Annotated in this window: 17 protein-coding genes, 1 tRNA gene and 1 pseudogene; 1 reads left to right on the top strand and 18 read right to left on the bottom strand. The window is 36.1% G+C overall.

What is annotated here, in order from left to right:
- Positions 1 to 15: 15 nt before the first annotated feature.
- The 8 genes from QZU83_RS00620 to QZU83_RS00585 all read right to left on the bottom strand — a co-directional run bounded on the left by QZU83_RS00620 (position 16) and on the right by QZU83_RS00585 (position 7,518).
- Positions 16 to 543: a hypothetical protein gene (locus QZU83_RS00620; protein ID WP_295609020.1), complete on the bottom strand. Its 528-nt coding sequence runs from the start codon at positions 541 to 543 to the stop codon at positions 16 to 18.
- Entirely contained in the window at positions 544 to 1,467 is a 924-nt protein-coding gene (locus QZU83_RS00615; protein ID WP_295609019.1) for a deoxyhypusine synthase, read from the bottom strand.
- A gap of 21 nt (positions 1,468 to 1,488) precedes the next feature.
- Entirely contained in the window at positions 1,489 to 2,391 is a 903-nt protein-coding gene (locus QZU83_RS00610) for a CBS domain-containing protein (protein ID WP_295609018.1), read from the bottom strand.
- A gap of 130 nt (positions 2,392 to 2,521) precedes the next feature.
- On the bottom strand, positions 2,522 to 3,511 hold the full coding sequence (locus QZU83_RS00605) for an ATP phosphoribosyltransferase (RefSeq protein ID WP_295609017.1): 990 nt from the start codon (positions 3,509 to 3,511) through the stop codon (positions 2,522 to 2,524).
- Between the two features lie 67 nt (positions 3,512 to 3,578).
- Positions 3,579 to 5,627: a cation-translocating P-type ATPase gene (locus QZU83_RS00600; protein ID WP_295609016.1), complete on the bottom strand. Its 2,049-nt coding sequence runs from the start codon at positions 5,625 to 5,627 to the stop codon at positions 3,579 to 3,581.
- Between the two features lie 419 nt (positions 5,628 to 6,046).
- Entirely contained in the window at positions 6,047 to 6,172 is a 126-nt protein-coding gene (locus tag QZU83_RS00595; RefSeq protein ID WP_295609015.1) for a hypothetical protein, read from the bottom strand.
- 10 nt (positions 6,173 to 6,182) lie between these two features.
- Entirely contained in the window at positions 6,183 to 7,307 is a 1,125-nt protein-coding gene (locus tag QZU83_RS00590) for a TIGR04083 family peptide-modifying radical SAM enzyme (RefSeq protein WP_366925369.1), read from the bottom strand.
- 1 nt (position 7,308) lies between these two features.
- Positions 7,309 to 7,518: a TIGR04165 family Cys-rich peptide gene (locus QZU83_RS00585; protein ID WP_292824397.1), complete on the bottom strand. Its 210-nt coding sequence runs from the start codon at positions 7,516 to 7,518 to the stop codon at positions 7,309 to 7,311.
- A 171-nt stretch (positions 7,519 to 7,689) separates the two neighbouring features.
- Here QZU83_RS00585 and QZU83_RS00580 point away from each other — a divergent pair, with 171 nt between their 5' ends.
- Positions 7,690 to 7,848, top strand: coding sequence for a hypothetical protein (locus tag QZU83_RS00580; protein WP_295609013.1), 159 nt, complete (start codon positions 7,690 to 7,692; stop codon positions 7,846 to 7,848).
- Here the strand turns inward: QZU83_RS00580 and QZU83_RS00575 are convergent.
- The 10 genes and pseudogenes from QZU83_RS00575 to QZU83_RS00530 form a co-directional block, all read right to left on the bottom strand.
- Positions 7,845 to 9,068 carry an aldo/keto reductase gene (locus QZU83_RS00575; RefSeq protein WP_295609012.1) on the bottom strand — a complete coding sequence of 408 codons (1,224 nt, stop codon included), beginning with the start codon at positions 9,066 to 9,068 and terminating at the stop codon, positions 7,845 to 7,847. The two genes, QZU83_RS00580 and QZU83_RS00575, sit on opposite strands and share 4 nt — an antisense overlap.
- 42 nt (positions 9,069 to 9,110) lie before the next feature.
- Positions 9,111 to 9,965, bottom strand: a complete 855-nt coding sequence (gene galU, locus QZU83_RS00570; RefSeq protein WP_295609011.1) for a UTP--glucose-1-phosphate uridylyltransferase GalU — start codon at positions 9,963 to 9,965, stop codon at positions 9,111 to 9,113.
- Between the two features lie 346 nt (positions 9,966 to 10,311).
- A complete protein-coding gene (locus QZU83_RS00565; RefSeq protein WP_295609010.1) occupies positions 10,312 to 11,082 on the bottom strand; it encodes an Ig-like domain-containing protein in 771 nt (256 codons plus the stop codon).
- Positions 11,079 to 11,576, bottom strand: coding sequence for a hypothetical protein (locus tag QZU83_RS00560; protein WP_295609009.1), 498 nt, complete (start codon positions 11,574 to 11,576; stop codon positions 11,079 to 11,081). The genes QZU83_RS00565 and QZU83_RS00560 overlap by 4 nt, the downstream gene beginning before the upstream one ends.
- A gap of 117 nt (positions 11,577 to 11,693) precedes the next feature.
- Positions 11,694 to 14,180, bottom strand: a complete 2,487-nt coding sequence (locus QZU83_RS00555) for a hypothetical protein (protein ID WP_295609008.1) — start codon at positions 14,178 to 14,180, stop codon at positions 11,694 to 11,696.
- 83 nt (positions 14,181 to 14,263) lie between these two features.
- A tRNA-Leu gene (locus tag QZU83_RS00550) sits at positions 14,264 to 14,347 on the bottom strand.
- 54 nt (positions 14,348 to 14,401) lie between these two features.
- Entirely contained in the window at positions 14,402 to 14,821 is a 420-nt protein-coding gene (locus QZU83_RS00545) for a DUF371 domain-containing protein (protein WP_295609007.1), read from the bottom strand.
- A gap of 206 nt (positions 14,822 to 15,027) precedes the next feature.
- Positions 15,028 to 20,172: a hypothetical protein gene (locus tag QZU83_RS00540; protein ID WP_295609006.1), complete on the bottom strand. Its 5,145-nt coding sequence runs from the start codon at positions 20,170 to 20,172 to the stop codon at positions 15,028 to 15,030.
- A gap of 144 nt (positions 20,173 to 20,316) precedes the next feature.
- The gene (locus tag QZU83_RS00535; RefSeq protein WP_295609005.1) at positions 20,317 to 22,530 is read right to left on the bottom strand and encodes a right-handed parallel beta-helix repeat-containing protein; all 2,214 of its coding nucleotides are present in this window, start codon (positions 22,528 to 22,530) and stop codon (positions 20,317 to 20,319) included.
- A gap of 62 nt (positions 22,531 to 22,592) precedes the next feature.
- Positions 22,593 to 23,189: pseudogene (locus tag QZU83_RS00530) on the bottom strand (hypothetical protein); the annotation flags it as partial.

Here is a 23,189-nt window from a genome sequence, read left to right as displayed (position 1 = left end):
AAATTTCTTTTTTTTTTAATTCAAACTTTCAAACAATATTCCGGCAGTTACATAGGATATTTCAAATAAAATAAAGCAGACAAATATCCAAATATTGAATACACCACAAACTGCAAGAAGAAGAATAACGACTTTCATCACAAATCTGTATTCGAAAAACAGATTCAGAAACTTGTTTTGAGTGACTTTTGAGATTAGTTCATGGCCAACTTCATCTGAAAATGCTGCCAAAATACATATTAACAGAACAACCAAGTTCATATCAGGAATCCCACCGATTAAAAGAATTACAATGAAAAGTATTAACGTGATTATATGGTGAATTCCATCCACTTTCAGGGCAATCAGGTTTCCAATTAGAATAGCTATAAAGATATATGCCGCTTCAATACTGTAAACTGATGCTAGGGCTGATGCAATACCGCAAAAAACACCAAAAACTGTTGCAAAAGTAAGATTATGCTTAACATCATATAAATCATCCGAATATTTCATGAAAAATCCGGATAGAATAAACAATACTGCCAGAATAATGTAACTCATCTAATCACGACCGATTTTATCCAGAGCAGCAGCATAAATCAACGGGAAAATAACAGTAACATCACCGACAACACTTGCAAGACTTGATCCGCATCTTGCCTTTGCCCATGATTTTGCCTCTTCTAATGGAGCTCCACCAAGACTGCCGGCTTCAGGCCTGTCCATTGTAATTTGGATTGCCGCATCAAGGCCTCCTGTAATGACATTGGAAGCAAGAGTATAATGCTTGGTCAATCCACCGCCTAAAAGTACGGCTCCTACCTTTTCAGATGAGAATACTATGTCTGACAATAACGGCATGTCTCCTGCAGCACTTATTGTAAAGTCATGATCCTGTGAAAATATCCATAACTGCAGACCCATCATTGAGTCTATTAGACCCGGTGCGAATATAGGAACACCGTTTCTAGCGGCGCTTGCTACAAAGGAGTTTTCATCATCAACCAAAAGGCCAATTTCATGAAGCAATTCCTGAATAGAAACAATCTTTTTCTTTTTGGATATTTCCTCAAATATTTTTGTTATTTCAGTTTCAAAGATTGTAAAATCGTCAGCCCCTACATTGATATCTGCAATCCTGCCGATTCCTTCCTCATTTAATTCTTCATCATCCTTTCCTTCGTGACGATAATGGGAACCGCCGAACGCTTCGACCAAGTCATGTGTAATATTGGCTCCGCTTGAAACAATCAAGTCGACATGACCCTCATTAATCATTTTGGTCACAATATTTCTCATCCCTCCAGGGATTAGAGGACCTCCAAGACTTAAAAACACATTCATGTCCTCGTCCTGAATCATATCTGCCAATATATTGCATGCTCTGGCTACTCTGCCCGCTCCTAAAACACCAGATTCATCAAATTGATTCAATAAATCGGATACACTCATACTCTTGTCTACATTAATCTGGTTAACTTTCATTAAATCACTTGAAAAATAAAATTAATTTGTTTTAATTGGGAATTGATCTAGACTTGTAATGCAATCAATCAGGTCTGTTCTTGTTACAATACCCAAAAGGTTATTGTCATTGTCGGCTATAATCAGTCTTGAAATTGATTTTTTAAGCATTACTTCAATGGCATTAGCTATTTTTAAATCTTCATTTACAATAACGACATCGGTTGACATTAAATCTCCAACAGTCTTGTCATCATTATCCTGTGCTATTGCCTTTACAAGATCGGTTACGGTAAATACTCCAACCACCTTTCCATCCTTCATGACCGGAGCGCCATCGATTTCATTGGCGATTAATTTTTTGGCGGCATCCCTTATATTGCAGTCCATCTTAAATGATATTACATTGCGGCTTGCAATTTCGCCTACAGTCAGTTTAGGAATGCTTCTAATGGTTTTGGTATTCACAAGAAGAATATTGTCCATATCATCCCGTCCAACAATTTCACCCATCACTCCCAGGTTGTTTACAGGCGTTGGACCTATTTTAATCATGTCTCCTAAATTCAGGTCTTTAATACTTCCCAAAACTTTAATTGCCGCTTCGCATTCACTAGGTTGGGGGACACTTGTAAATTCAATCTTTGCAACGGAAACCTCTTCCAAACGCTCATCATTTTTATAGATAGGAACTTTTGAATCCTCATCAGAAACTGAAATATTCAAAGAATGATAAGCTTCTATAGTTGGTTTGTATCCTCCTCTAGGACCCGGTACCCCCTTAACCAAACCTAAACTTCTAAGTGACTGCATCTGGTTACGGATTGTTCCAGGATTTCTTGCCATAACCTCAGCAATGTCTTCGCCCTTAATTGATTTTCCATTAGAAGATTGGTATAGATTGATTAAGGTTTGTAAAATTTCTTTTTGAACAGATGTTAACATGTTTTATCCCCATCATTATAATCTAATATATTAATTTATGTAATGTATACCTTATAAATGTTAATGATTTATCATGATGGTTTTCGTGACGGTTTTGAACAGTGTTTAAAAAAATAATGGGTTGAAATGATTATTCAACCAACTGTTTCAAATCATTTCTGATGATTGAAGTCGCATCAAATCCTTTGATTGCATCCACCATTTCAGGGAACTTTGCCTTAGGAATCAATACGTTGATTTGTGAGAAATCAGAACCCTGAGTTATTGTAGGTTCATCTGCACAGAGCTTATTGTCAATCAGATAATTGGAAACCTCTTCAATTTTGGTATTTGCAATGTTGAATTTTACATCGAAATACTTCTTAGCGGTAATGGCTCCCAATAACTGCTCATAAATCATTTGAGCTTTGGCGAGTTTTTCTTCACTGCATTTTTCACTTGCGTAAAGACCTGCTGAGGAATGCAGAATGGTTTCAATTTCCTTAAGGCCTGCCTTTCTTAGGCTGCTTCCGGTTTGGGTATTGTCCACAATGAAGTCAGCACCTTTAGCAATGTAAACTTCAGTGGCACCGTCAGAGTTAATGACCTGAACCATTTCATTGTCCCCGTCAGTCAACCCTCTGACCTGGACAAACGGTACTGCATCTCCGTAAAGTTCCTGATACACTTCATTTTCCATAATGAATTTTCTGGTTAGGTTAGGATATTCTGTGAAACATAAAATAGGAGTTTTTCTGTCTTTATTTGCTCTGAAAAAGTCTGACAGATTATCATATGGTGCCTCTTTGGGAACGGCAACTATCAGACGGGTTTTTCCATAATCCAAATCACCTATTTTTACGGTGTTTGTTTGCCTCAAAACAGACTCTTCCTTAATCCAGTCTTCACCTACAATAGCAATATCAACCATTCCCCTGTTCAGCTCTACAGGAGTGGATTGAGGACGAGTAATAAATGCTACGATATCCTCATCGTTTAAAATTTCAATTTCATAAGATTCATCACCAGGTTCGTATCCTTTGACTTCATAACCTGCATCAACAAACAATTGATAAGTATTGCCTCTTTTTACATTATTCAAACTTCCCTTTGGAAGTCCTAAAATTATTTTATCATTCATAGTACTACCTACAATAAGATTATAATTTAAAATATATAATAATTGTGATGGTTTAAAAAAAAAGAATTTAGTTGTGATATGGTTCACAACTTTGTCTGTCCAATGCATGTTTGTGAACATGCATATGCTTGATTCCATTATCGGTCTCGATTTCATCAAGAATTTCAACACCCTCATGGGAATGTGAATGCTCACCGTCATTGTGGAAGTGATAATGTGAGTGTTCAGTATTCTGAGTGTCGATTTTTTTGATTGAATCATCAAAGTGCCTATCGTATAATAACGCTGCGTTTAAAACCACGAGACATGAACCTGCATTGTGGACAATAGCTCCTGTGACAGGATTCAGCAGTCCCAATACAGAACATACGATAGCTACCGCATTGATTGTCATTGAAATTGCAATGTTTGCCTTGATTGTAAATAAGGTGGAATTTGACAGTTTCTTAAGATATGGAATCTTGCCTATGTCATCACCCAAAAGCGCTATGTCTGCCGCTTCGATAGCAACATCGCTTCCTACTGATCCCATTGCAACACTTACGTCAGCAGTTTTGAGTGCGGGCGCATCATTAACACCATCTCCAATCATACATACCTGCTTACCTTCACTTTTGAATTTCTCAATCCATGAAAGCTTTTCTTCAGGAAGCAGATTTCCATAAACCTTGCCTATTCCAACCTGTGATGCAAAGTAATTAGCAGTTTCTGTGTTATCTCCTGTAAGCAATACTGTTTCGGTTCCAAGTTCATGCAAGCTATCAATCATTTTCTTGGAATCCTCACGTATCACATCAGACAGACCAATCAGACCAATGACCTCACCATTCAATGCAACAATAATTGAGGCTTTACCTTCATTTTTTAATTTATTTAGCTGTGTGTCTACATTTACATCAATATTGTTTTCTGATAGGAATTTGGAGTTTCCGGCATATGCCTGACCGTAAGAATTTATACATGAAACCCCTTTTCCGGGATACATCTTAAAGTCTTGCGGTTCTTCAATATCGATTTGTGCTTCTTTTGCATTGTTTACAATAGCTTTTGCCAATGGGTGTTCACTTAATTTTTCACATGAAGCTGTGATTTTAAGCAAATCCAAATTGGTCAATTCCTCTTTAAGAGAAATAACATCAGAAACTTCTAAATTACCGTAAGTTAATGTTCCGGTCTTATCGAATACCAGTGTATTCAAGCCACCAAGAGTCTCCAGTGCCTCACCTGATTTGATCAGCACACCATATTTGGTTGCCTGACCTATTGCGGCCATGATTGCAGTTGGGGTTGCTAAAATTAATGCACAAGGACAGAATACTACCAAAACAGTTACTCCCCTTTCAATATTACCTGTTACAAGCCATGCAACAATAGCTATTATCAATGCAACAGGAACAAGCCATGTTGCCCATTTATCTGCAATTCTTTGAGTTGGTGCCTGCTTTTCATCGGCAGCCTTTACCAAGTCAATTAATTTCTGAAGTGAAGAATTTTCACCCAGACTGGTTGCTTTTATATCAATTGCACCGTACATATTCATGGTTCCGCAGAATACCTCATCGCCCACCTCCTTGTCTATAGGCAATGACTCACCTGTCATGATTGACTGATCAAGTGATGAAGTACCGCTTATTATTTCACCGTCTACCGGAACGCTTTCACCTGGAAGAATCCTTAAAGTATCCCCGATTTTTATCTCATCAACAGGCACTACTTCCTCTACACCGTCTACAATTCTTCTTCCAGTTTGCGGAGTTAAATTAATTAAATTTCTTAAACCTTTTTTAGCTCTCTCAACAGTCCAATCTTCGAGAAGAGCACCTAAAGCCATAATCCATGCAACTTCACCTGCAGCAAATATCTCACCTATCAAAAGGGATGCCACCATAGCTATCGCAATCAGCAGTGCAGATGAAATCCATTTTTCACGAATTAATCTGGTCATAGCCAGAAGCAGCATAGGAATACCGCTTATTATTACTGTCCCCCATGCGGGGTTTAAATAAACTGGAACATCTATTCCAAATATCATAAAAATAACTGCAATCAATAGGAATATTCCTGAAATAATTGTCATTTTAAGACCAAACAGGAAGTCAGTTATTTCATCTATCACACTAAACACCTCTAAGTATTACTTTTTTTGAATTTATTTAAATACCCAGTATTACTCAAAAAATTTTTTAAGAGTTTTCCCCAAATTTTAAAAACTTCCCAAAAAATTAAATCCAGTAAGTACCAACAGCCAAAAAGTATTACTTTTTTTGAGTTCATTTATATACTCAGTATTACTAATTATTATTTTGGAACAAGAAGTATATAAAATTATTACTTTTTTTCAATTCATTTAAATACCCAGTATTACTTGAGAAAAAATAGCGTGAAATATCTTTTGCATTTTCAAACTTTCCTTAACATATTTGACGTTATATTTAATTGCAACATTAACGTTAGGAGTTAGGCTTAAAAAATAGAAAAACGAATCTTATAATCTAGTTAAAGTAAAAAAAAATAATTAGAATAGAAATTATGTATCTATTCTTCCTTTTTCGGCAAAAAGTTCTGACATTCCTTTACGTCCAACAAAAGATGGTCATGAACTTTACATACAATCTTGTACTTATTTCTGAGTTCCAAATATTCACAGTCATCACAAATCATAATTAACCTCCTATTTCATTGCAAGATCCATAATGCTGAACGGTTCACCTTCATTTCTAGGGGCTGGTGCGCCCATTCCAAAGGCTGATTTGGCAAATTCCTTATTCATCCTTTTTGAAACTTCACCGAATATCATCTTATATGCAGTACATTGAGGGTCTACCGCCTGAGGTGTCTGATATGCCACAATTGCATTATAAGGACATCCCCCTTCACAGTATTTCTTATGCCTGCATTTTTTACAGTCCTCATCAACAAAGTCCCTGAATTCCTGAAGTTTCGCCCATGCATCAGACTCTTTCAAATCATCAAAGCTTGGATTTTGAGCCACATTACCTAAAACGTATTCAGGCATTCCAACAAATCTGTAACATGGATAGATTGAACCGTCAGAGCCAACTGCCAGTGTTGTTCCAATACAGTCTGCAAATGTACACAGAGTTCCTCTTCTTCTGAGTGTGCTTTTGCAGATATGGTCCAGATCCATTATGGCAAACTTGTCCAGGTCATAAAGGTATTTGTCCAGCCAATCGACAAGCAGCTTGCCGTGCTCTTCCTGGTCAAGTGCCCAAGGGTCTGCATTGTCTCCCCTAAGTGACGGAAGGGCTGCATGAATCTTCAGACTCATCTGTTCGCCTTTAAAAAACTCATATAATTCATCTGAGAAATCCTTGGAGTAATCAGTGACTGTCAAAACAAAGTTGATTGTCAGACCTTTGCTTTTGGCAAGCTCATATCTGCCCATGGTCCTGTCAAAGTATCCGTCTCCTCTCTGATAGTCATTGATTTCCTTTGGCCCGTCAATGCTTGTACTTACGACAACATTGTATTTGACAAACAGGTCAATCAGCTCTTCTGATAAAAGCCAGATATTGCTTTGAAGGGAAAATCCCTCAAAATTATCCAGTTTTGAAAGCTTATCCAGAGCATATTCATAAAAATCATAGCCTGCAAGAAGAGGTTCCCCACCATGGAATGTGAAGTGAACCTTATCATCTCTAAAATCAGCCAGCCAGTCAATAATCTGGTCGATGATTTCCAAATCCATCATTTCCTTTTTATTTTCAGATCCCCAACAGTATTTGCAGTTTGATGGACAGTTTAATGTTGGAATAATCATTACATGAAATGTCATTTTATCCATGAACTTTATTTAATTCTCTTAACAGCTGTTTTTTCTCATCTTCATCCATATCATCGTTTACAAAGAAAATGTAACCGCATTCAGAGCATTTTACTGCTTCCATTTCTGCATGTGCCCTATGGTTGTCTAATAATTTTCTTTTGGCCACTTTATCCTGTGAACCGCATTTTGGACATGGAGCCAATAATTCTTCAAGTTTCATTAATTTCACCTTGGTTAATATTTCTATTTTTTTAGTATATAATCTTATAGAATTACCGAAAACTTTAAATAAGATGGTTAAGTGACAACAATTTTACAAAATGGCTTCAACAAGCCTTAAATATCAAAATAGGCAAAATTATCTATTAAATTAATATTTGAAGTGATTAGATTGCCATATGACTACTATGACCTATTTTTAAAAAAGAGAAATAATGGAGTTTATACTGAAATATCAGATATTGTCCGCCAAAAAGTATGGAGAGATTCATTTGATGTTGTAAAATCTCAGGAATGGGAAGATATAACTGACAGAATAAGAAAAAATTAGCGATTCAAAAGTTTTACAACAGTTCGGTAAACTGGAAAACCAATAACTCTAACGAATATCAAGCCATATTTCATTCCCGGAAATTCAAACTCTTTTTTAACTTTTTTAAGTTCTTCTATAATATCCAATTTTTGAGGGCATTTTCTTAAACACTTGCCGCAGCCGTTGCACTTTCCGGCATTGCCTTCATTTCCCATAATCCCCCCAACATACTGATAATAATCCATGAAAGACTGATTGAATAAACCCTTATGTTCAAACAGATACTTCTCATTGTAAATCTTCATGCATTCCGGAATGTTGACTCCCTGAGGACACGGCATGCAGTACCCGCATGTTGAACAGTTAATCTTCAATGAATTTCTAATCACCCTTTTAACATATTCTATTGTTTCCATTTCCTCAAAACTCAAGGAAAGCGGAGTGGTTTTTTCTGCAATAGCTATATTTTCATCAATCTGTTCAAACGAATTCATCCCTGACAGAACACATGTGACATTTCTGTTATTCAAAACCCACTCAAGAGCCCATTGGGCATTGCTTTTATTTGGATTTGCCTTTCTGAATACCTCTTCAGCTTCACTAGGCATCTTACCTGCAAGAATGCCTCCCTTTAAAGGTTCCATTACAAAAATTCCTATTCCTTTTGATGCGGCATATTCTATGCCTTCAGTACTTGCCTGAACATTGTCATCAAAATAGTTATACTGAACCATTACAACATCCCAGTCATATCCGTCAACAAGCAGTTCGAATTCCTCTTTGGGACCATGATATGAAAATCCAACATGCTTTATCTTGCCGTCTGCCTTGGCTTTGCTTATGAACTTAAGAAGGTCCCTTTTCAAAAGCCTGTTTATGGTCTTCAAATCAACGGCATGAATCAGATAATAATCAATAGAATCCCTTTGAAGGCGCTTTAACTGCTCATCAAGAATATTTTCCATATCTTCATATTTTCTGATGTTGATGGCAGGAAGTTTAGTGCATAATTTAACCTTATCCCTATAATCCCCCTGCAGGATTTCTCCCAAAAATGTCTCACTGTCGCCGTAAAGATAGGCAGTGTCTATAAAATTAATTCCATTATCAATTGCATGATATATTTGTTTACGTGCAAGTTCTCGATCAACCTTACCGTTCTTCAGCGGCAGCCTCATGGCTCCAAAGCCCAACGGAGATATTTCATCACCAGTCTTTTTGATTAATCGATTTTGCATAGTATCAAAAAAAGTTTTGAAAGGTTATCTGAATAAAATAACCTATTCGTTTTCCTTAATAATTTCCTTCATATATTCAATCAGTGCATCTTTGGATTCCACATCATCCATTGCAAATTCGATTGAAGTTTTAAGCCATTCGAAACGGTTTCCTATATCGTATGTTTTTCCTTCAAAGGTTACGCCATAAATTGAATCAAGTTTCTGAAGGGCATCTGTAAGCTGGATTTCACCGCCGACACCGGGTTCTGTCTCATCAATCTTATCGAAAATTTCAGGTGCCAATACATAACGGCCCATTATAGCCAGATTGGATGGTGCCTGATGAGCCAGAGGTTTTTCTACAAGTTTTTCAATGTTATAGACATTTGGTTCAACTTCAGTTCCTTTAATGATACCGTATCTTTCCACTTTTTCTTTTGGAACCGCTTCAAGAGAAATTGCAGATGAGTCATATTTCTCATAAACATCAATCAGCTGTTTAGTGCATGGAGTTGGGCCTTTTGTAATTGAATCTCCCAAAAGAACAGCAAATGGCTCACCGCCGATGTGCTTTTTAGCACAGTAAATCGCATCGCCAAGTCCCTTCTGTTCCTTTTGTCTGACATAGCAGATGTCTGCCAAATCAGTGATTGCACGAACCTGCCTTAAACGGTCATCCTTTCCTGCACTTTGCAGGGTTTGTTCAAGTTCAAATGACTTGTCAAAGTGATCCTCGATGGACCTCTTATTTCTACCTGTAACAATTAAGATATCATCAATACCTGAAGCTACCGCCTCTTCAATAACATATTGAATTGTTGGTTTATCATAAACCGGCAACATTTCCTTTGCCTGTGCCTTGGTGGCAGGTAAAAATCTAGTACCGAAACCTGCCGCTGGAATTACAGCTTTCATAAATTATCACCATAAATTTTTATTTAATAATTATTTTTAATTTAATGTATTAAATAAGTTATGAAAAAAAGAAATTAATTTGGATTTGTATAACACTAAAAACCAACCGATTAATACATAACCAAAAACCAGGTATTGAAATCTCTGAAACTTGCCAATTGGTTTTTAGAAACATATCAAATAATAAAAAAAATGGTTAAAAATACGCCTTGTTTTCTGATTTAGTTTCATTTAAACCTAGCGCCATTTCATTATAATTAACCACTCGTTAAAATTACAATAGCCATGTGCGATGATGTATAGTTTGGTTTAAAAAAAAGAAAAAATAGTTAAAAAATAAATTTACTTATTTTTTAACAGTAAGTTTATTGGATATTGTTAAACCTTTACAGGTAGTTTTAATAGTGTATTTTCCAACTTTCAAGTTTTTAGGTAATTTAAAAGTAGCAATACCTTTTTTGTTAGTTTTAGCAGTGTAGGTTTTGCCTTTTAATTTGATTTTTACTGTTTGTTTAGCGTGCGCTTTACCTTTTGTATTTAAAACTTTAACAGTAAATTTACCTGCTTTCTTGAATTTTTTGGATACGTTTTTGGTAATGATGGATTTTTTAATTACAATTTTGTTTTTTACAATAGTCTGAGCATATTCAGTTGTAATGAAATATGTTCCTGGTTTTAATTTTTGGCTTAAAGTTGCAACACCATCACTTCCAATTTTAGAAGCATACTCTTTATTGTTAATTGTAAATACAACACTACCGCTGGTTAATGGTTTATCTCCAGACATAACAGTAACTTTGAAATTGGTTTTTTTAGCGTAATAAGTGGTCAAATCAGTACTGTTGATGGAATCTTTTTTACCGGTGATCATATCAATTATTCCAGACATGTCAAAGGAAGATGTATTAGTGTTGTTTCCGGTAGTATTGCCTCCGAAGATGCTACTCCAATCAAATGTAGCGTTAGTACCATTTCCACCGAAAAGATTACCAATAAGATCAGTTAAATTCAAACCAGTACCATTACCGCCAAAGAGACCGCTTAAATCAAAATCAGTTAAATTCAAACCAGTACCATTACCAAAAAGAGCACCAAAATCAAAATCAGTTAAATTCAAACCAGTACCATTACCGAAAAGAGCACCAAAATCAAAATATCAAAATCAGTTAAATTCAAACCAGTACCATTACCGAAAAGAGCACCAAAATCAAAATCAGTTAAATTCAAACCAGTACCATTACCGAAAAGAGCACCTAAATCAAAAGTACTATTACCTCCAAAGAGACCACTTAAGTCAAAACCATCGGATAATGAATCATCCTTATTAATTCCATCGTCTGCAACATTTACAACAACAGGATTACTTTGACTTAAAAGAGCGGATTCGCTTTCGCTTACTTCAGTAGGTTCATTTTCACTTAAATCGACCTGTTCATTTTCAATTTCTTTAGATAAATTATCAAAAGTAGCAACATCATTTTCAACAGTCACTACATCATTAACGTCAGAAGTTTTAATAACATCAGATGCATTTTCTGATGCACTTACCGCTCCGATAGCTAGTAATGAAATAATAACCATTGAAATTAATAATATGCGATTAAATTTCATTTTTTAATATCCTCCTTTAATTTAAATGTTAGTTATATGTTATTATAAATCTTTTGGAAAATTTATAGATTTATTGGAAAAATTGGGATTCCTATTTAAAAAAAGAAAATATTATAATTATTTTCTAACTATAATCTTATTTTTATTTGACAGACCATTATGGCTAGTTCTTATAATATATTTTCCAACCTTTAAATTCTTAGGAATTTTAAAAGTAGCTATTCCATTTTTATTAGTCTTTAGTTTATATGATTTACCTTTAAATTTAATTTTAACTAATTTTTTTGCAAAAGCTTTACCTTTTGAATTAAGGACTTTTACTTTAAATTTAGCTGATTTTTTAACTTTGACATTAACATTTTTAGTGATTAATGTATTCTTGATAGTTATCCTGTTTTTAACTTTAGCACTGCCAAAGGAACTGGTAATTAGATATTTACCTGGTTTTAAGTTGACTTTTAAAGTTGCAACACCTTTATTATCTGTTTTGACTTTATAATCTTTACCTTTAACTGTGAATTTGACGTATTTACCTATCACCTTACCTGTAAAATCACTGACCTTAACCTTATATGCAGTTTTACTTTTATAATAGCTTTTCAGGTCTTTTGAAGTGATTTTATCTTTGGAGTCAACAGTGACATGAACATTACCATTAATCAGTGTAATATTCAAATATCCTGTTTTTTGTGCAGTATAGACCAGCTGGCCTGACTTATCAATAAAAACATCATATACAGACACATTTCCATCTTTATCTACCAGATTTGTAATGTCATATTTGATAACTATCCTTTGGCCTTTTTTAACCAGTTCCCCATTGTGTGTGAATTTCATAACCAACCATTTTGTGACACTGTCTATTTTGGATTCATGATTCGGATTATCCAGAGTGTCTCCCCAGAAGTTATAGTCTGCATTGACATTAGCAGCGAATGGCCCCAATGCAGCTCTAAATCCATTTCCAAGCAAAATTGAGTTTTTGACTGTACCATTGTTTCCAAACCAGTAGATTCCACCATCAAAAAATGTGCTGTTGGCTACTGTTGAAGATAAAATTGTTCCGTTATCTCCAATCCATGCAATTGCAGATCCGCACCATGCATCATTTTCGTAAAACTCGGATGAAATGATTTTTCCGTCATTTCCCCTCCAGCATATTGCACCACCAGTATTCGGATATCCGACAGCGTTTCGCATGAAAATACAATTTGAAACAGTTCCATTAGTTCCGTTCCAGACTATTGCTCCGCCTTCATTGATTTTGGCTCCCATCGGCCTTACTCGGACAATATGAATTATCATTCCATTTTCATCAACGATTGTTTCTTCTTTGTCAAACGGATCATCTTCAATTCCACTTCCTGTATTGTTTATGAAACTGCAGTTTTCAGCAATACCATTTGATCCAGACCAGTAAATTGCTCCTCCACCTGCAATTCCGCCATATCGTCCGAATGCATTTCCATTTACAAAATTAATGTTTCTAACAGTAACATTGCCTGCTGTGATGTTGAACATTCTTGAGAGATGGTTTCCGTTTAGTGTGTGACCATTACCGTCGATTGTGATTGATTTGTTGACTAATATTCCTTTGTTTGAACCGTTAATGTATTCATAATCCTTATATAATACCAATATGCTCCCTTCAGGAGTTTCATTTACTAAATATGACAAGTCTTCAAAGGTGCCCATATCGGCGAATGTCACATTGACATATGTGGCATTATACCATGAATCGATTGAATCTTTACTGTCAAATGTAGAATTGATTATGATAGCTTCAGTATTCAGGAACAGATTTTTTAGAGAGTTATTTTCAAATGTTGAATTGATTAAAGTTGCATTTTTACTGTTCCAGTCGATTGCTCCCCCGTTATATCCCGCAATGTTGCGCTTAAACTTGGAGTTTGAAACTGTAACGTTTTCCCCCCAGCTGATTGTGATTGCCCCACCATTCAGGGTGGCCCTATTGCTGTTAAAATTACAATAATCAATTAGAATATTGTTTCCGGAAACGAAAATAGCTCCACCTTCACTATTGACTATCTGAATGTGAATCAGAGAGGGGTCAAAGCCTTCGCCGTCTACCAATGTTGTTGCCTTGCCGTAATTTACCCGATTATTTTCAAAATTACAGCGGGTTATGGTTCCGTCATTACCTTTCCAGAGAACTGCTCCTCCGCCTGAAATTGCGGAATTGTTTGTGAAATTGCAGTTTGTCAATGTTCCGTTGTTTCCCCACCAGGAGATGACTCCTCCGGCAAGATTGGCCTTGTTTGAATTGATGAAATTAATGTTTTTGACAACCACATTGTCTGCCTTAATAAAGAAAACCCTTGACAGGTCAGGCGCCTGGATTGTGTGATTATTGCCGTCGATTGTCATGGACTTTTCAATGACAATATGTTTGTTTGATGCATCGGTTAATGTATAATCCTTATCCAGATTCAAGGTCTGATTTTCATCTGTATGATTGATTTGAATTGACAAATCATCAAAATCAGAGCTGACAGTATCATTCAAATCATTTGCACTTGCACAATTCATGCAGAGAAAAATCAGAGAAAGTATTGTTAATGCAAATATACATTTTCTATTCAAAAATAATCCTCCAAAATTTAATTTCTAAAAAATATATTTGAATTGAATGTATAATAATGTTTTCAAAAATAGTAATCAGATAGTGCGGGGGACGGGACTTGAACCCGCGAAGGGACTAACCCACTAGGCCCTCAACCTAGCGCCTTTGACCGCTCGACCACCCCCGCATAAAAACAAAAGTAGTTATTAAAAAATATATTTTTCAACTTATATAAAGTTATCTATTTTTCACATAATTTTATGGTAACTTCCATGATTTTTTCATTTTTTAAATCATCAATCAGGTCACGGTCAAGATCTTTGGCGGCCTTATCCGCTCCAATCATCAATGTTCTGCTGCATACATAATCACTTTTTCTAATGACAATGTCAGTAGGATGTGTCAATGTCAAATCCTCATGGCCAAAACCGGTTATTTCATCATGACCGTTTTCCGTTTTGAGTTCCACAATGATTTTTGTATTTGAATTGGCTATTTTATCCTTGAACTCCTGAGGGAAGTCAAGCATGGTCTTGTCCATGTCAACTCCGACTATGCAGTCTGCAGTGGGCCCTATTTCAGCATCCTTTGTTATCTCAAAAGTGGATTTGTGATGGGATGTGACATTCCTGTGACCCTTTGAGAAAATTTTAAAAATCATGAATAATAATTAGACTCAAAAATTAATATAATTTTCCATGCCGAATACTCAAAATAACAATCAAAAATATTATAGGACCTGATGAAAACTTATGGAATAAACAGGGTTTCAATTAATTAAATCGATTTTACAAAAGACAATTATCATTTAAAACAAGGAAGTCTATATGAAAAAATAAAAATAGGAGAAGTTTTAAAAAAAAACTTCTATTTTTTAATGGTTATCTTATTGGTTATTGTGGTTTTGCCATAACTGGATTTTATCTTATGCTTGCCCACCTTCAGGTTCTTCAGGGTTAAAGTGGCTATTCCCTTCTTGTTTGTTTTGGCAGTGTACTTTTTACCGTCAATTTTGAAGGTAATCTTTTTGTTCTTTTGAACTTTACCTTTGGAGTTAACCAGTTTAGCCTTGAATTTGACCTTTTTGGATTTCTTTACTGAAATGTTTTTAGCGGACAGCAGCTTCTTAACAGTGATCTTATTGGTAATCTTGTATTTTGAATATTTCACTGTCACGGTGTATTTTTTCGCTTTCAGCTTAATGGCCAGCTTTGCATAGCCGTTCTTGTTGGTTTTGACCTTGTATGTTTTGCCGTTTATTTTGAATTTGACTGTTTTGCCTTTGCCGACAGGATTCAAATTCAGCTTGTAGATGCGAACCTTATATTTGGTTTTTGAACCCACATAATTTGAAGAGTCCTTACCCATAATCGGATAGATGATTGTAATCTTATTTGAGAGTTTCTCTTTTGTTGCAGGATTTACACATGATATCACATATTCTCCAGGTTTGAAATTGACGTTAATCTTTGCAATACCGTTCGGAAGTGTTGCGACCTTATATGAATTTCCTGAAATCTTGAATGTGACATTGGTATTTCCAAGAGCCTTTCCGTTTGAATCCGTAAATATTGCAAAGTATTGGGTTCCGCTGCCGTATAATTTTACAACATCAATTCCCTCTACAGTGGATAGAATCTCAACTGAAGCATTGGCTGATGAGGAGTGGTACTTTTCGGTTTCAGGGAAAACTACTGAAGCGTTATATTTGCCCGGATTCAAATCAACATCAACACTGGCCTGACCTTTAGAGTCTGTAACCAGGTTATATGTTTTTGAGGCGATTTTAACAACGATGCTTTGGTATTGGAAAGCCTTACCGTTGGAATTTTTCAGATTGATTATGAGCTTTTCACTTCCGCCATAATATTTGGAGAGGTTATTGCATGTCAACTCTGCATCCAGCAAATCATCGACAACCTTGAACTCACCGCTATAATGTGCCCTGGAGTAGTTGTAGGTTCCCCCATATTCCACTTCGTATGTGTAGTTGCCGACGGCCATCCTACCGACAACCAGTGATCCGCTGCCGCCTGTAATGTCAATGCTGTATACGCTGTTTTTTATCTTCAATGTTACCTTGTCGGTTATTGCCTCGCCGTCCTTGGTTTTAAGGGTTACCTTACATATTACCCTCTCGCTGACGCCCGCATCGTTAAGTTCAACATCGAGAACTGACTTTAGCTGACTTACATTCAGAATGAAAGTTGTATTTGACGGATAATAGTTTTTATCTCCGAGATATCTTGCAATAACTTCATATTCGCCTGTCTTTAAAGGAGCGATATACCAGTTTGATGTGGAATTTTTCACCGGCTTGTTTCTAGGTGAGAAGTAACCGGTCATACTGAATGAAACGCTGCCTGTTGCATTTGGGCTTAAATCTGCATAGATTCTTATGTTTTCATCCAGCACAACCTCCCTGACATACAGTTCGATTGTTGAATTTGCCTTGAATACACTGAATGATGTTTCATTTTTTGATGAAATGTAATAGTCGTTTCCCAGATATTCAACAGCCATTGTGTAATTTCCAACATCAATGCCTGTAAAGTTCCAAATAGCTTTTCCGTCAACAATTTCAATGTCTTTTGTAATGTTTGCAACACTGAATCTTACGGTGCCTGTTGCATCGCTGTTCAAGATTGCGGAAGCTATCAGGTCATGATAGTAATATGCATCATTAACTGTTACGTTTAAATCTGAGGCAAATATCTTGATGCGGAAATCAACACTTTTTTCAAGTGAATTGTGGTTTTTATCTCCGGCATATTTTATTGTTAGTGTATATTCTCCCTCATTTAATTTTGATAAGTTCAAAACAGCTTTGCCGTCATCAATCGGCACACTGTATTCATTGCCATTGAAGACGAATACCATTTCACCGGCGATGTTTTCAAGATTTGAAACTTCAATTATCTCATCAACTTCAGGAGTTGCCGGACCGACATTGACGCTAATGTTTAAATCAGCCTTATTGACTGTGAATTGCGCTTCCCTGACAAGATCATGATAAATTGCCCTTATGCCGTATTTGCCTGCATCCAAATTGGAATAGTTATAGCTTGCTGTTCCGTTTACAATGTCTACTGTGACATTCAAATTGCTGCTGATGAAATTTACGCTACCGGCTACTCCATTTTCAAAGACTGCACTGATTTTTTCAACATCACCGTAGACAATGTCTGAAACTGTCAGATTGAAGTCGACCCCTTTGACAAACAGGGTATTTGAGATTGTAGCGTTCTTGAATGTGGCCTTTATTGTGTATTCCCCTTCTTCAAGGTTCAAAGGAAGGAATGCGAAACCGTTGTCATTGGTTGTTATATTATATTTTACACCGTTGAACTCGACTGTAACTGTTCTTTGAGGCATTGGAATACCGTTAATCTCAATAAGCCTTACGGAATAGTTGAAGTCATTTTTTGCAAATCCTGTTGAGTTTTCACCGATGAACACGAATTCATCTGCAACGCCCAATGTAGTGTTCCAGGAGGCATCCTCATAATATTTGTTGCCCTCATAAAATACGAATACGTAGTTTGTTCCCTTATCGAATTTGACTGCAAATTCCGCTTCGCCATTTGTGAAATTCATCTTGTAGAGCTCATAGTTGATGTAAACTCCCATGACTCCGCTGCAGTTTTTAGGATCTGTAGTGACCTTTATTGTACCGTTCATGTTCTTTTCGTCCTGAGTGATGTCGACTGTCAGTGCGGTAGGGGTCCTTATGACTTCAAATGATGTGGAGACGTTGACAGGGTAGAATCTCAAATCCCCATCAAATATTAAAGTGACATGATACATTCCGCCTTCCAGATTGCTCAGAGTAACGTTTGTGGTTGAATTGTCAATGAATATCTCATTTTCAACGCCGTTGATTATCAGTGTTGCCTCTCCCCTCAATGTGTCAGGTGAAACTGTGACTGTTATTGTTGCGTTTTCTCCGACTTTAACATCATCTGCAGTGATGTTGATTGATGAGTCGTAACGTGATACCCTGAAAATGGCACTGGCATTGGCGGAATTATAATATGAGGTTTCCACAAACTGCAAAGTGATGTTGTATTCGCCTTCTTTAAATTTGGACAGTGTGATTGAGGTGTTGCCGTTGTACAGATAGACTATTTTAGTTCTTTTTCCGTCGACAAACATGATTGCCTGACCCTGAACTCCTTTAGGCCCTAAGGTTGCGATAGCCTGACCGGTCTGGGAAACCTTGATTTCTGAAATGTTTAATTTCAAATCAACATCGAGCTTTTTGATGTTGACTTCTGTGCTGTTGAATGCCTTGAAGTGATTTTCGCTTCCGTCATAAACAATATCCAATGTATATTTTTGAGGATTCAGGTTAGAAATTGTGCATTTTCCCTTGCCATCTACCAAATCAACTGTGTAGGTTTCATCACCCATCTTCAAAAGAACAACACCCTGAGGAATGGAGTTGTCTGCACTGGTCACTTCAACGCTTACGTTCAAATCGTCAAGAAATGTGATGTTGTCATTGACGTTGAAGCTTACATATGTGAAAGCCTTTCCAACATCGACAAGAACGCTTTGGCTGAAAGATTCCATAGTATTGGTTACTTCATACAATCCCTTGTTTTGGGCATAATCGAATTTGAAGTCTGCCTGTCCGTTTGTAAGCTGTTTTTTTGAGATAATCTCATTTCCGTTTACGTTGGTTTTGAAGGTTACATTGAATAGAGGAATCAAATCAATGTGAGTTAAAAGATTGATGTTGTTTGTCCATGCTGCACTGATAGTTACTGAATCTGAGATATTTAATTTTGTGTAATCCGGAGTTAAGTTGAGTATTAACCATGAGTTTAGCTCATCGACATTGATTTTTGTACCTTCATCATATGGATTTTCGTTTGTATTCCACCAGTTGTTGTCTAAAGTGATTAGGTCTCCTCCATTGTAATATACGTCGGATGATATTCCTGAAAATGGAGCATTGTCAATGAATGCATTGTAGGTCAGGTTTAATTTTCCGCTGTTGTATATGTTGGGAGAACCTTTGTATGAAGGTGTTGGGGATTCATAATAACCTGTATTGTTTCTGAAAATGTTTCCCCTTGCTGTAAAGGTTCCTGCATTATATATTGCACCATAGATATAGTTGAAATTGGCCCTTGCAATATAGTTATTTTCAATTATTGAATCATACAGCTCAAAGTCGCCTGTGTTATAAATTGCTGAACCCTTGGATTCATAAAGCGCCCTGGATTCCGCAATGGTACTGTCCTGCATTATTATCTTACCGTCATTAGCTATTGCGGCACCATATCCGAAATTGACGCCTCTTGATTTTGAAAATGTGGTATTGAAAATCCTTAATTTGCCCTTGTTATAAACAGCGCCTCCATATGAGTTAAGCCCTGATGTGGAAAGGGCAGTGTTATTGCTGAACCATGAATTTGTTATGGTCAAATCTCCGAAATTACTGATTGCACCACCATAAATTAGCTGACCAATTGCTTCATCATAATTAAGCACATTTCCCATGAATGAACATCCGTCAATAGTTACTGTTGCATTTTTTATATCCAAAGCAGCGCCGTAAACGCTTTTATCATAATTAATGGAATATGAGCCCGGAGACTTATAAGCGTTTATGAACTTGATATTCTTAAAACTGACGCATACATTATCCTGTATTTCAAATAAATAATCCTTATTTAATCCATTTATTGTTGTGTCTTGCGCACCAATGAAATTTAATGATTTATCAATAGTTAATTTATTATTTAGAGAATTTTTAAACTCCCCGTTTGAAAGATAAATTGTCCCGTTTTCCTTTGATAGGGATATTGCCTTATCTATAGTTGAAACTGGAGAGTCCTTAGATCCGTCACCTGAATCATCACCATTGACATCGACAAAGATTGGTTCATCATCCAAACCAACAATGCCGGCATCAGTCAGGTTATCAGATGCACTGACCGCAGAAACGGACAGCATCACCAAAATAATAAATAACGTAAATGTTACCTTACTTATTTTCAAATTAAATACCCCGATTAATTTTAATTATACTTAACAAAATATCATTTGTCTATGATAAGTATAGTTATGAAAAAAAGAATATTTAAACATGTCGAGTATTAGTGACAATAAAAAAAAAGAAGATTAGTTGAAAAACAACTAATTTTAGTCAAGATTTGATTTTCTGCGTCTAACTCCAATGTATAACAGAATCAATACAGGTATGATGAAAAATATTGACGGAATAAATTTGTCTTCGTTTTTCTCATCAATTTCATAAGCCTTTTTACTGACACTTTGAGATTCACCGCCAGCGGCTGAATCCGGACTTCTTGATGATTTTGATTGACTTGCTGAACTGTCAGCACCACTGTCAGACGGTGTTGCATCACTCTGATTTGTGCGGGTGTTTACATTCTGTCCATTGAAAGAAGTAGTGTTCACTTTTCCTCCGTCAGTGTTTGAGTTAATGAAATTAATCAAAAAGTCTTTTAAAGACATTGAATCACTTTTTGAGGAGTTTCCAGAACTGCTTCCTTGATTTGGAAATGTACCGCTATTTTCTGAAGTGGATGAATCATCATCGTTTTTGTCATCACCATTTTGTGTCTGGTCGCTGTTATCATTTCCCTGATCTTTTGAATTTCCCGGAATCAAAGGATTGAAGGAATATTTATTTTCATTTTCTGAACTTGAAAGTTTAGAACCGTCTATTTTGTTGGAGATTTCCTTGGTATTCTTTGGTGTGGAATAGTCGTTTTCATCCCCATTGTCAACATTATTATTGATATTTGCAAAATAATCAAATGCCTTCATGATTTGATTGTTGTAGAATTCTAAACCGTCATGCCTGTTTATATCCCAATATTTGAATCCTCCGTTGCCGTCTTTTACCTTGGAATTATATGAAACCAGAAGGTTATTGGTGACTTTTGAATTGACTGAACTCAAGAGATTTACGGCATAAAAACCGTCACTGAATACAGTGTTGTTTTCAATATCGTATGTGTGATTTCCACTTGTTGACTGGCGGTAACTGATACCGTAAAGATTGTCATCAATTGATACGTCGCCGACACTGTGGACTTCAATGATATTGTTAAGGATTGTTGAACATGTGTCCTGGGATTCGATTCCCGCTACCAATGCCCATTCATGAGTTCCGGCAAGTCCTGTTACATTAATCCTATTATGAGTAATGGATAATGTGGTTGCACCATAGAAATTTTGAGAGTAAATTCCAATGTTCGGACCGTTGGAAAATGAATACAAATCATTTTCTGTGATATTGACCTGAGAGATCGGACCTGTAATCTGAATTGGATATGCCGTACCTGCGGCCAGCTTACCACCGGTAGTTATTATAGAAATGTCGTTGTGGCAAACAGTAATGTTGTTCAAATTATAGATGTCCAATCCGTAAAGGTAATTGTCAATACCCGGATATGTCAGAAAGTCTGTCATAAAGATGGAATTATTGCATATTAATGAATTATCTGATTTTGAGATTAACATACAATCGAGGGAAGGATATAAGTTTTCAGGTCTCTTATTCACTTCTGAAAAAAGGCGATTTCCAATGAAAGTTGTATTGTTGCAACCACCAATTCCGACTGTTAAAACCAAATCTGATGCGAGCTCAGCACCATCGGCCCCGAAAATAATATCTTTAAGGGGCAACGCTGAAATAAAAGTGTTGTTCTCAATCAGGGAATCTTTGCAGTTCTCCAATTTTACAGCACAGTTATAAACGTTTACATCATCGTTGTGTCCTTCAAAATTGATATTGGAATTTTTGATTTTCAAATTTTTCAACGGGTTTCTGCTTGATCCCATCGCATAGATTCCATATGCTTCGACATTTCTTGGGACGACATAATCAATGTTTACATTAATCAGACTTACATCATCTGAAACGATTTCAATAGCAGCACCATCATTTGATGCAAATTGACTATCCAAATCCAAATTCAAATCGGATAATGTAACATCACGCGCATCAACTTGAAATACAGTGTTTTTCAGAATATATCCTGAACCTTTAATTGTAACGTTTTTCGCATTAATTACTAATTTTCCAAGATTTTCAAAATTTTGATTGAATATCAAAGTCTTATTGTCAAATCTGGATGTTAGAATGCCGTTTGTGAAATACTCATCGATATTATCAGAAGTTACATAAATTGTATCGTTTAAAACCAAATCCGGTTCATCGGGAATTTCATCTTCAACTTTTAAAACTGGAGTGTCTGCAATTGACAGCCCATTAGTTGAATTTGTTTGATTAAAATCCACTGCACTTACAGATGAAACGGAAATTATAAAACAGATAATCATTAACAACGTGAATAATTTCACATCATTTCTTATACCTATCACCTCCTACAACTAAATTACTAAAAGACAATAGATATTATATTAAAAATAGTTTATAAACTTATCTAACTAATTGTGGCTGTGTATTTGCCTTTTTTGTTTAGGTTAGTTATTTTGAAGGTGACTTGTCCTTTGTCGTTGGTTTTGCCTGTGAAGGTTTTGCCTTTTACAGTTAATTTCACTGTTTGAGGGCTTAAATAGACTTTACCATCATATACTGATGGGATTGTGGATAATGTGGCTGTGTACTTTTTGGTTTTAGCAGCTGCTTTATAGGTTTTTGCAGGAGCTTTTATTGTTATTGGTTTTTTATCCAGATCTACACATACGCATGCGAATGCGTTGGTGTAGTTGTCATCACCAGCAAAGTTGAAAGCCATTGTGTACCTACCAGCTCTAACCATGTTGAGTTTGTATGGTTTGAAGCTACCGTTTTCATAAGTTGTTCTGTTGTAGATCTTGTTGTTTACAGCAAATTCCATATATACATTAGATATTGGTTTGCCGTTAGCATCAAGTAATGTTGTAGCGTAGTATATTCCTTGTTCGCCTGCAGGACCATCTACGGCATAGCCGTTAAGGGTAATTGCACGATCAGAAATATTAAATTGAGCTGCAACTTTAACAACCTCAGGAACAGCTGCACTGTTCAGTTTCAAGGT

The organism is uncultured Methanobrevibacter sp., assembly GCF_902771435.1.
Lineage (GTDB): Archaea > Methanobacteriota > Methanobacteria > Methanobacteriales > Methanobacteriaceae > Methanocatella.
The sequence above is the reverse complement of the archived record's forward strand: the minus strand, read 5'-3'. Positions and strand labels throughout refer to the sequence as shown.

What these genes read in the sequence shown, in the direction of transcription:
- QZU83_RS00620 (WP_295609020.1), bottom strand. Translation starts at nt 543, where the DNA reads ATGAGTTACATTATTCTGGCAGTATTGTTTATTCTATCCGGATTTTTC.
- QZU83_RS00615 (WP_295609019.1), bottom strand. Translation starts at nt 1,467, where the DNA reads ATGAAAGTTAACCAGATTAATGTAGACAAGAGTATGAGTGTATCCGAT.
- QZU83_RS00610 (WP_295609018.1), bottom strand. Translation starts at nt 2,391, where the DNA reads ATGTTAACATCTGTTCAAAAAGAAATTTTACAAACCTTAATCAATCTA.
- QZU83_RS00605 (WP_295609017.1), bottom strand. Translation starts at nt 3,511, where the DNA reads ATGAATGATAAAATAATTTTAGGACTTCCAAAGGGAAGTTTGAATAAT.
- QZU83_RS00595 (WP_295609015.1), bottom strand. Translation starts at nt 6,172, where the DNA reads ATGATTTGTGATGACTGTGAATATTTGGAACTCAGAAATAAGTACAAG.
- QZU83_RS00590 (WP_366925369.1), bottom strand. Translation starts at nt 7,307, where the DNA reads ATGACATTTCATGTAATGATTATTCCAACATTAAACTGTCCATCAAAC.
- QZU83_RS00585 (WP_292824397.1), bottom strand. Translation starts at nt 7,518, where the DNA reads ATGAAACTTGAAGAATTATTGGCTCCATGTCCAAAATGCGGTTCACAG.
- QZU83_RS00575 (WP_295609012.1), bottom strand. Translation starts at nt 9,068, where the DNA reads ATGCAAAATCGATTAATCAAAAAGACTGGTGATGAAATATCTCCGTTG.
- galU (WP_295609011.1), bottom strand. Translation starts at nt 9,965, where the DNA reads ATGAAAGCTGTAATTCCAGCGGCAGGTTTCGGTACTAGATTTTTACCT.
- QZU83_RS00560 (WP_295609009.1), bottom strand. Translation starts at nt 11,576, where the DNA reads ATGAAATTTAATCGCATATTATTAATTTCAATGGTTATTATTTCATTA.
- QZU83_RS00545 (WP_295609007.1), bottom strand. Translation starts at nt 14,821, where the DNA reads ATGATTTTTAAAATTTTCTCAAAGGGTCACAGGAATGTCACATCCCAT.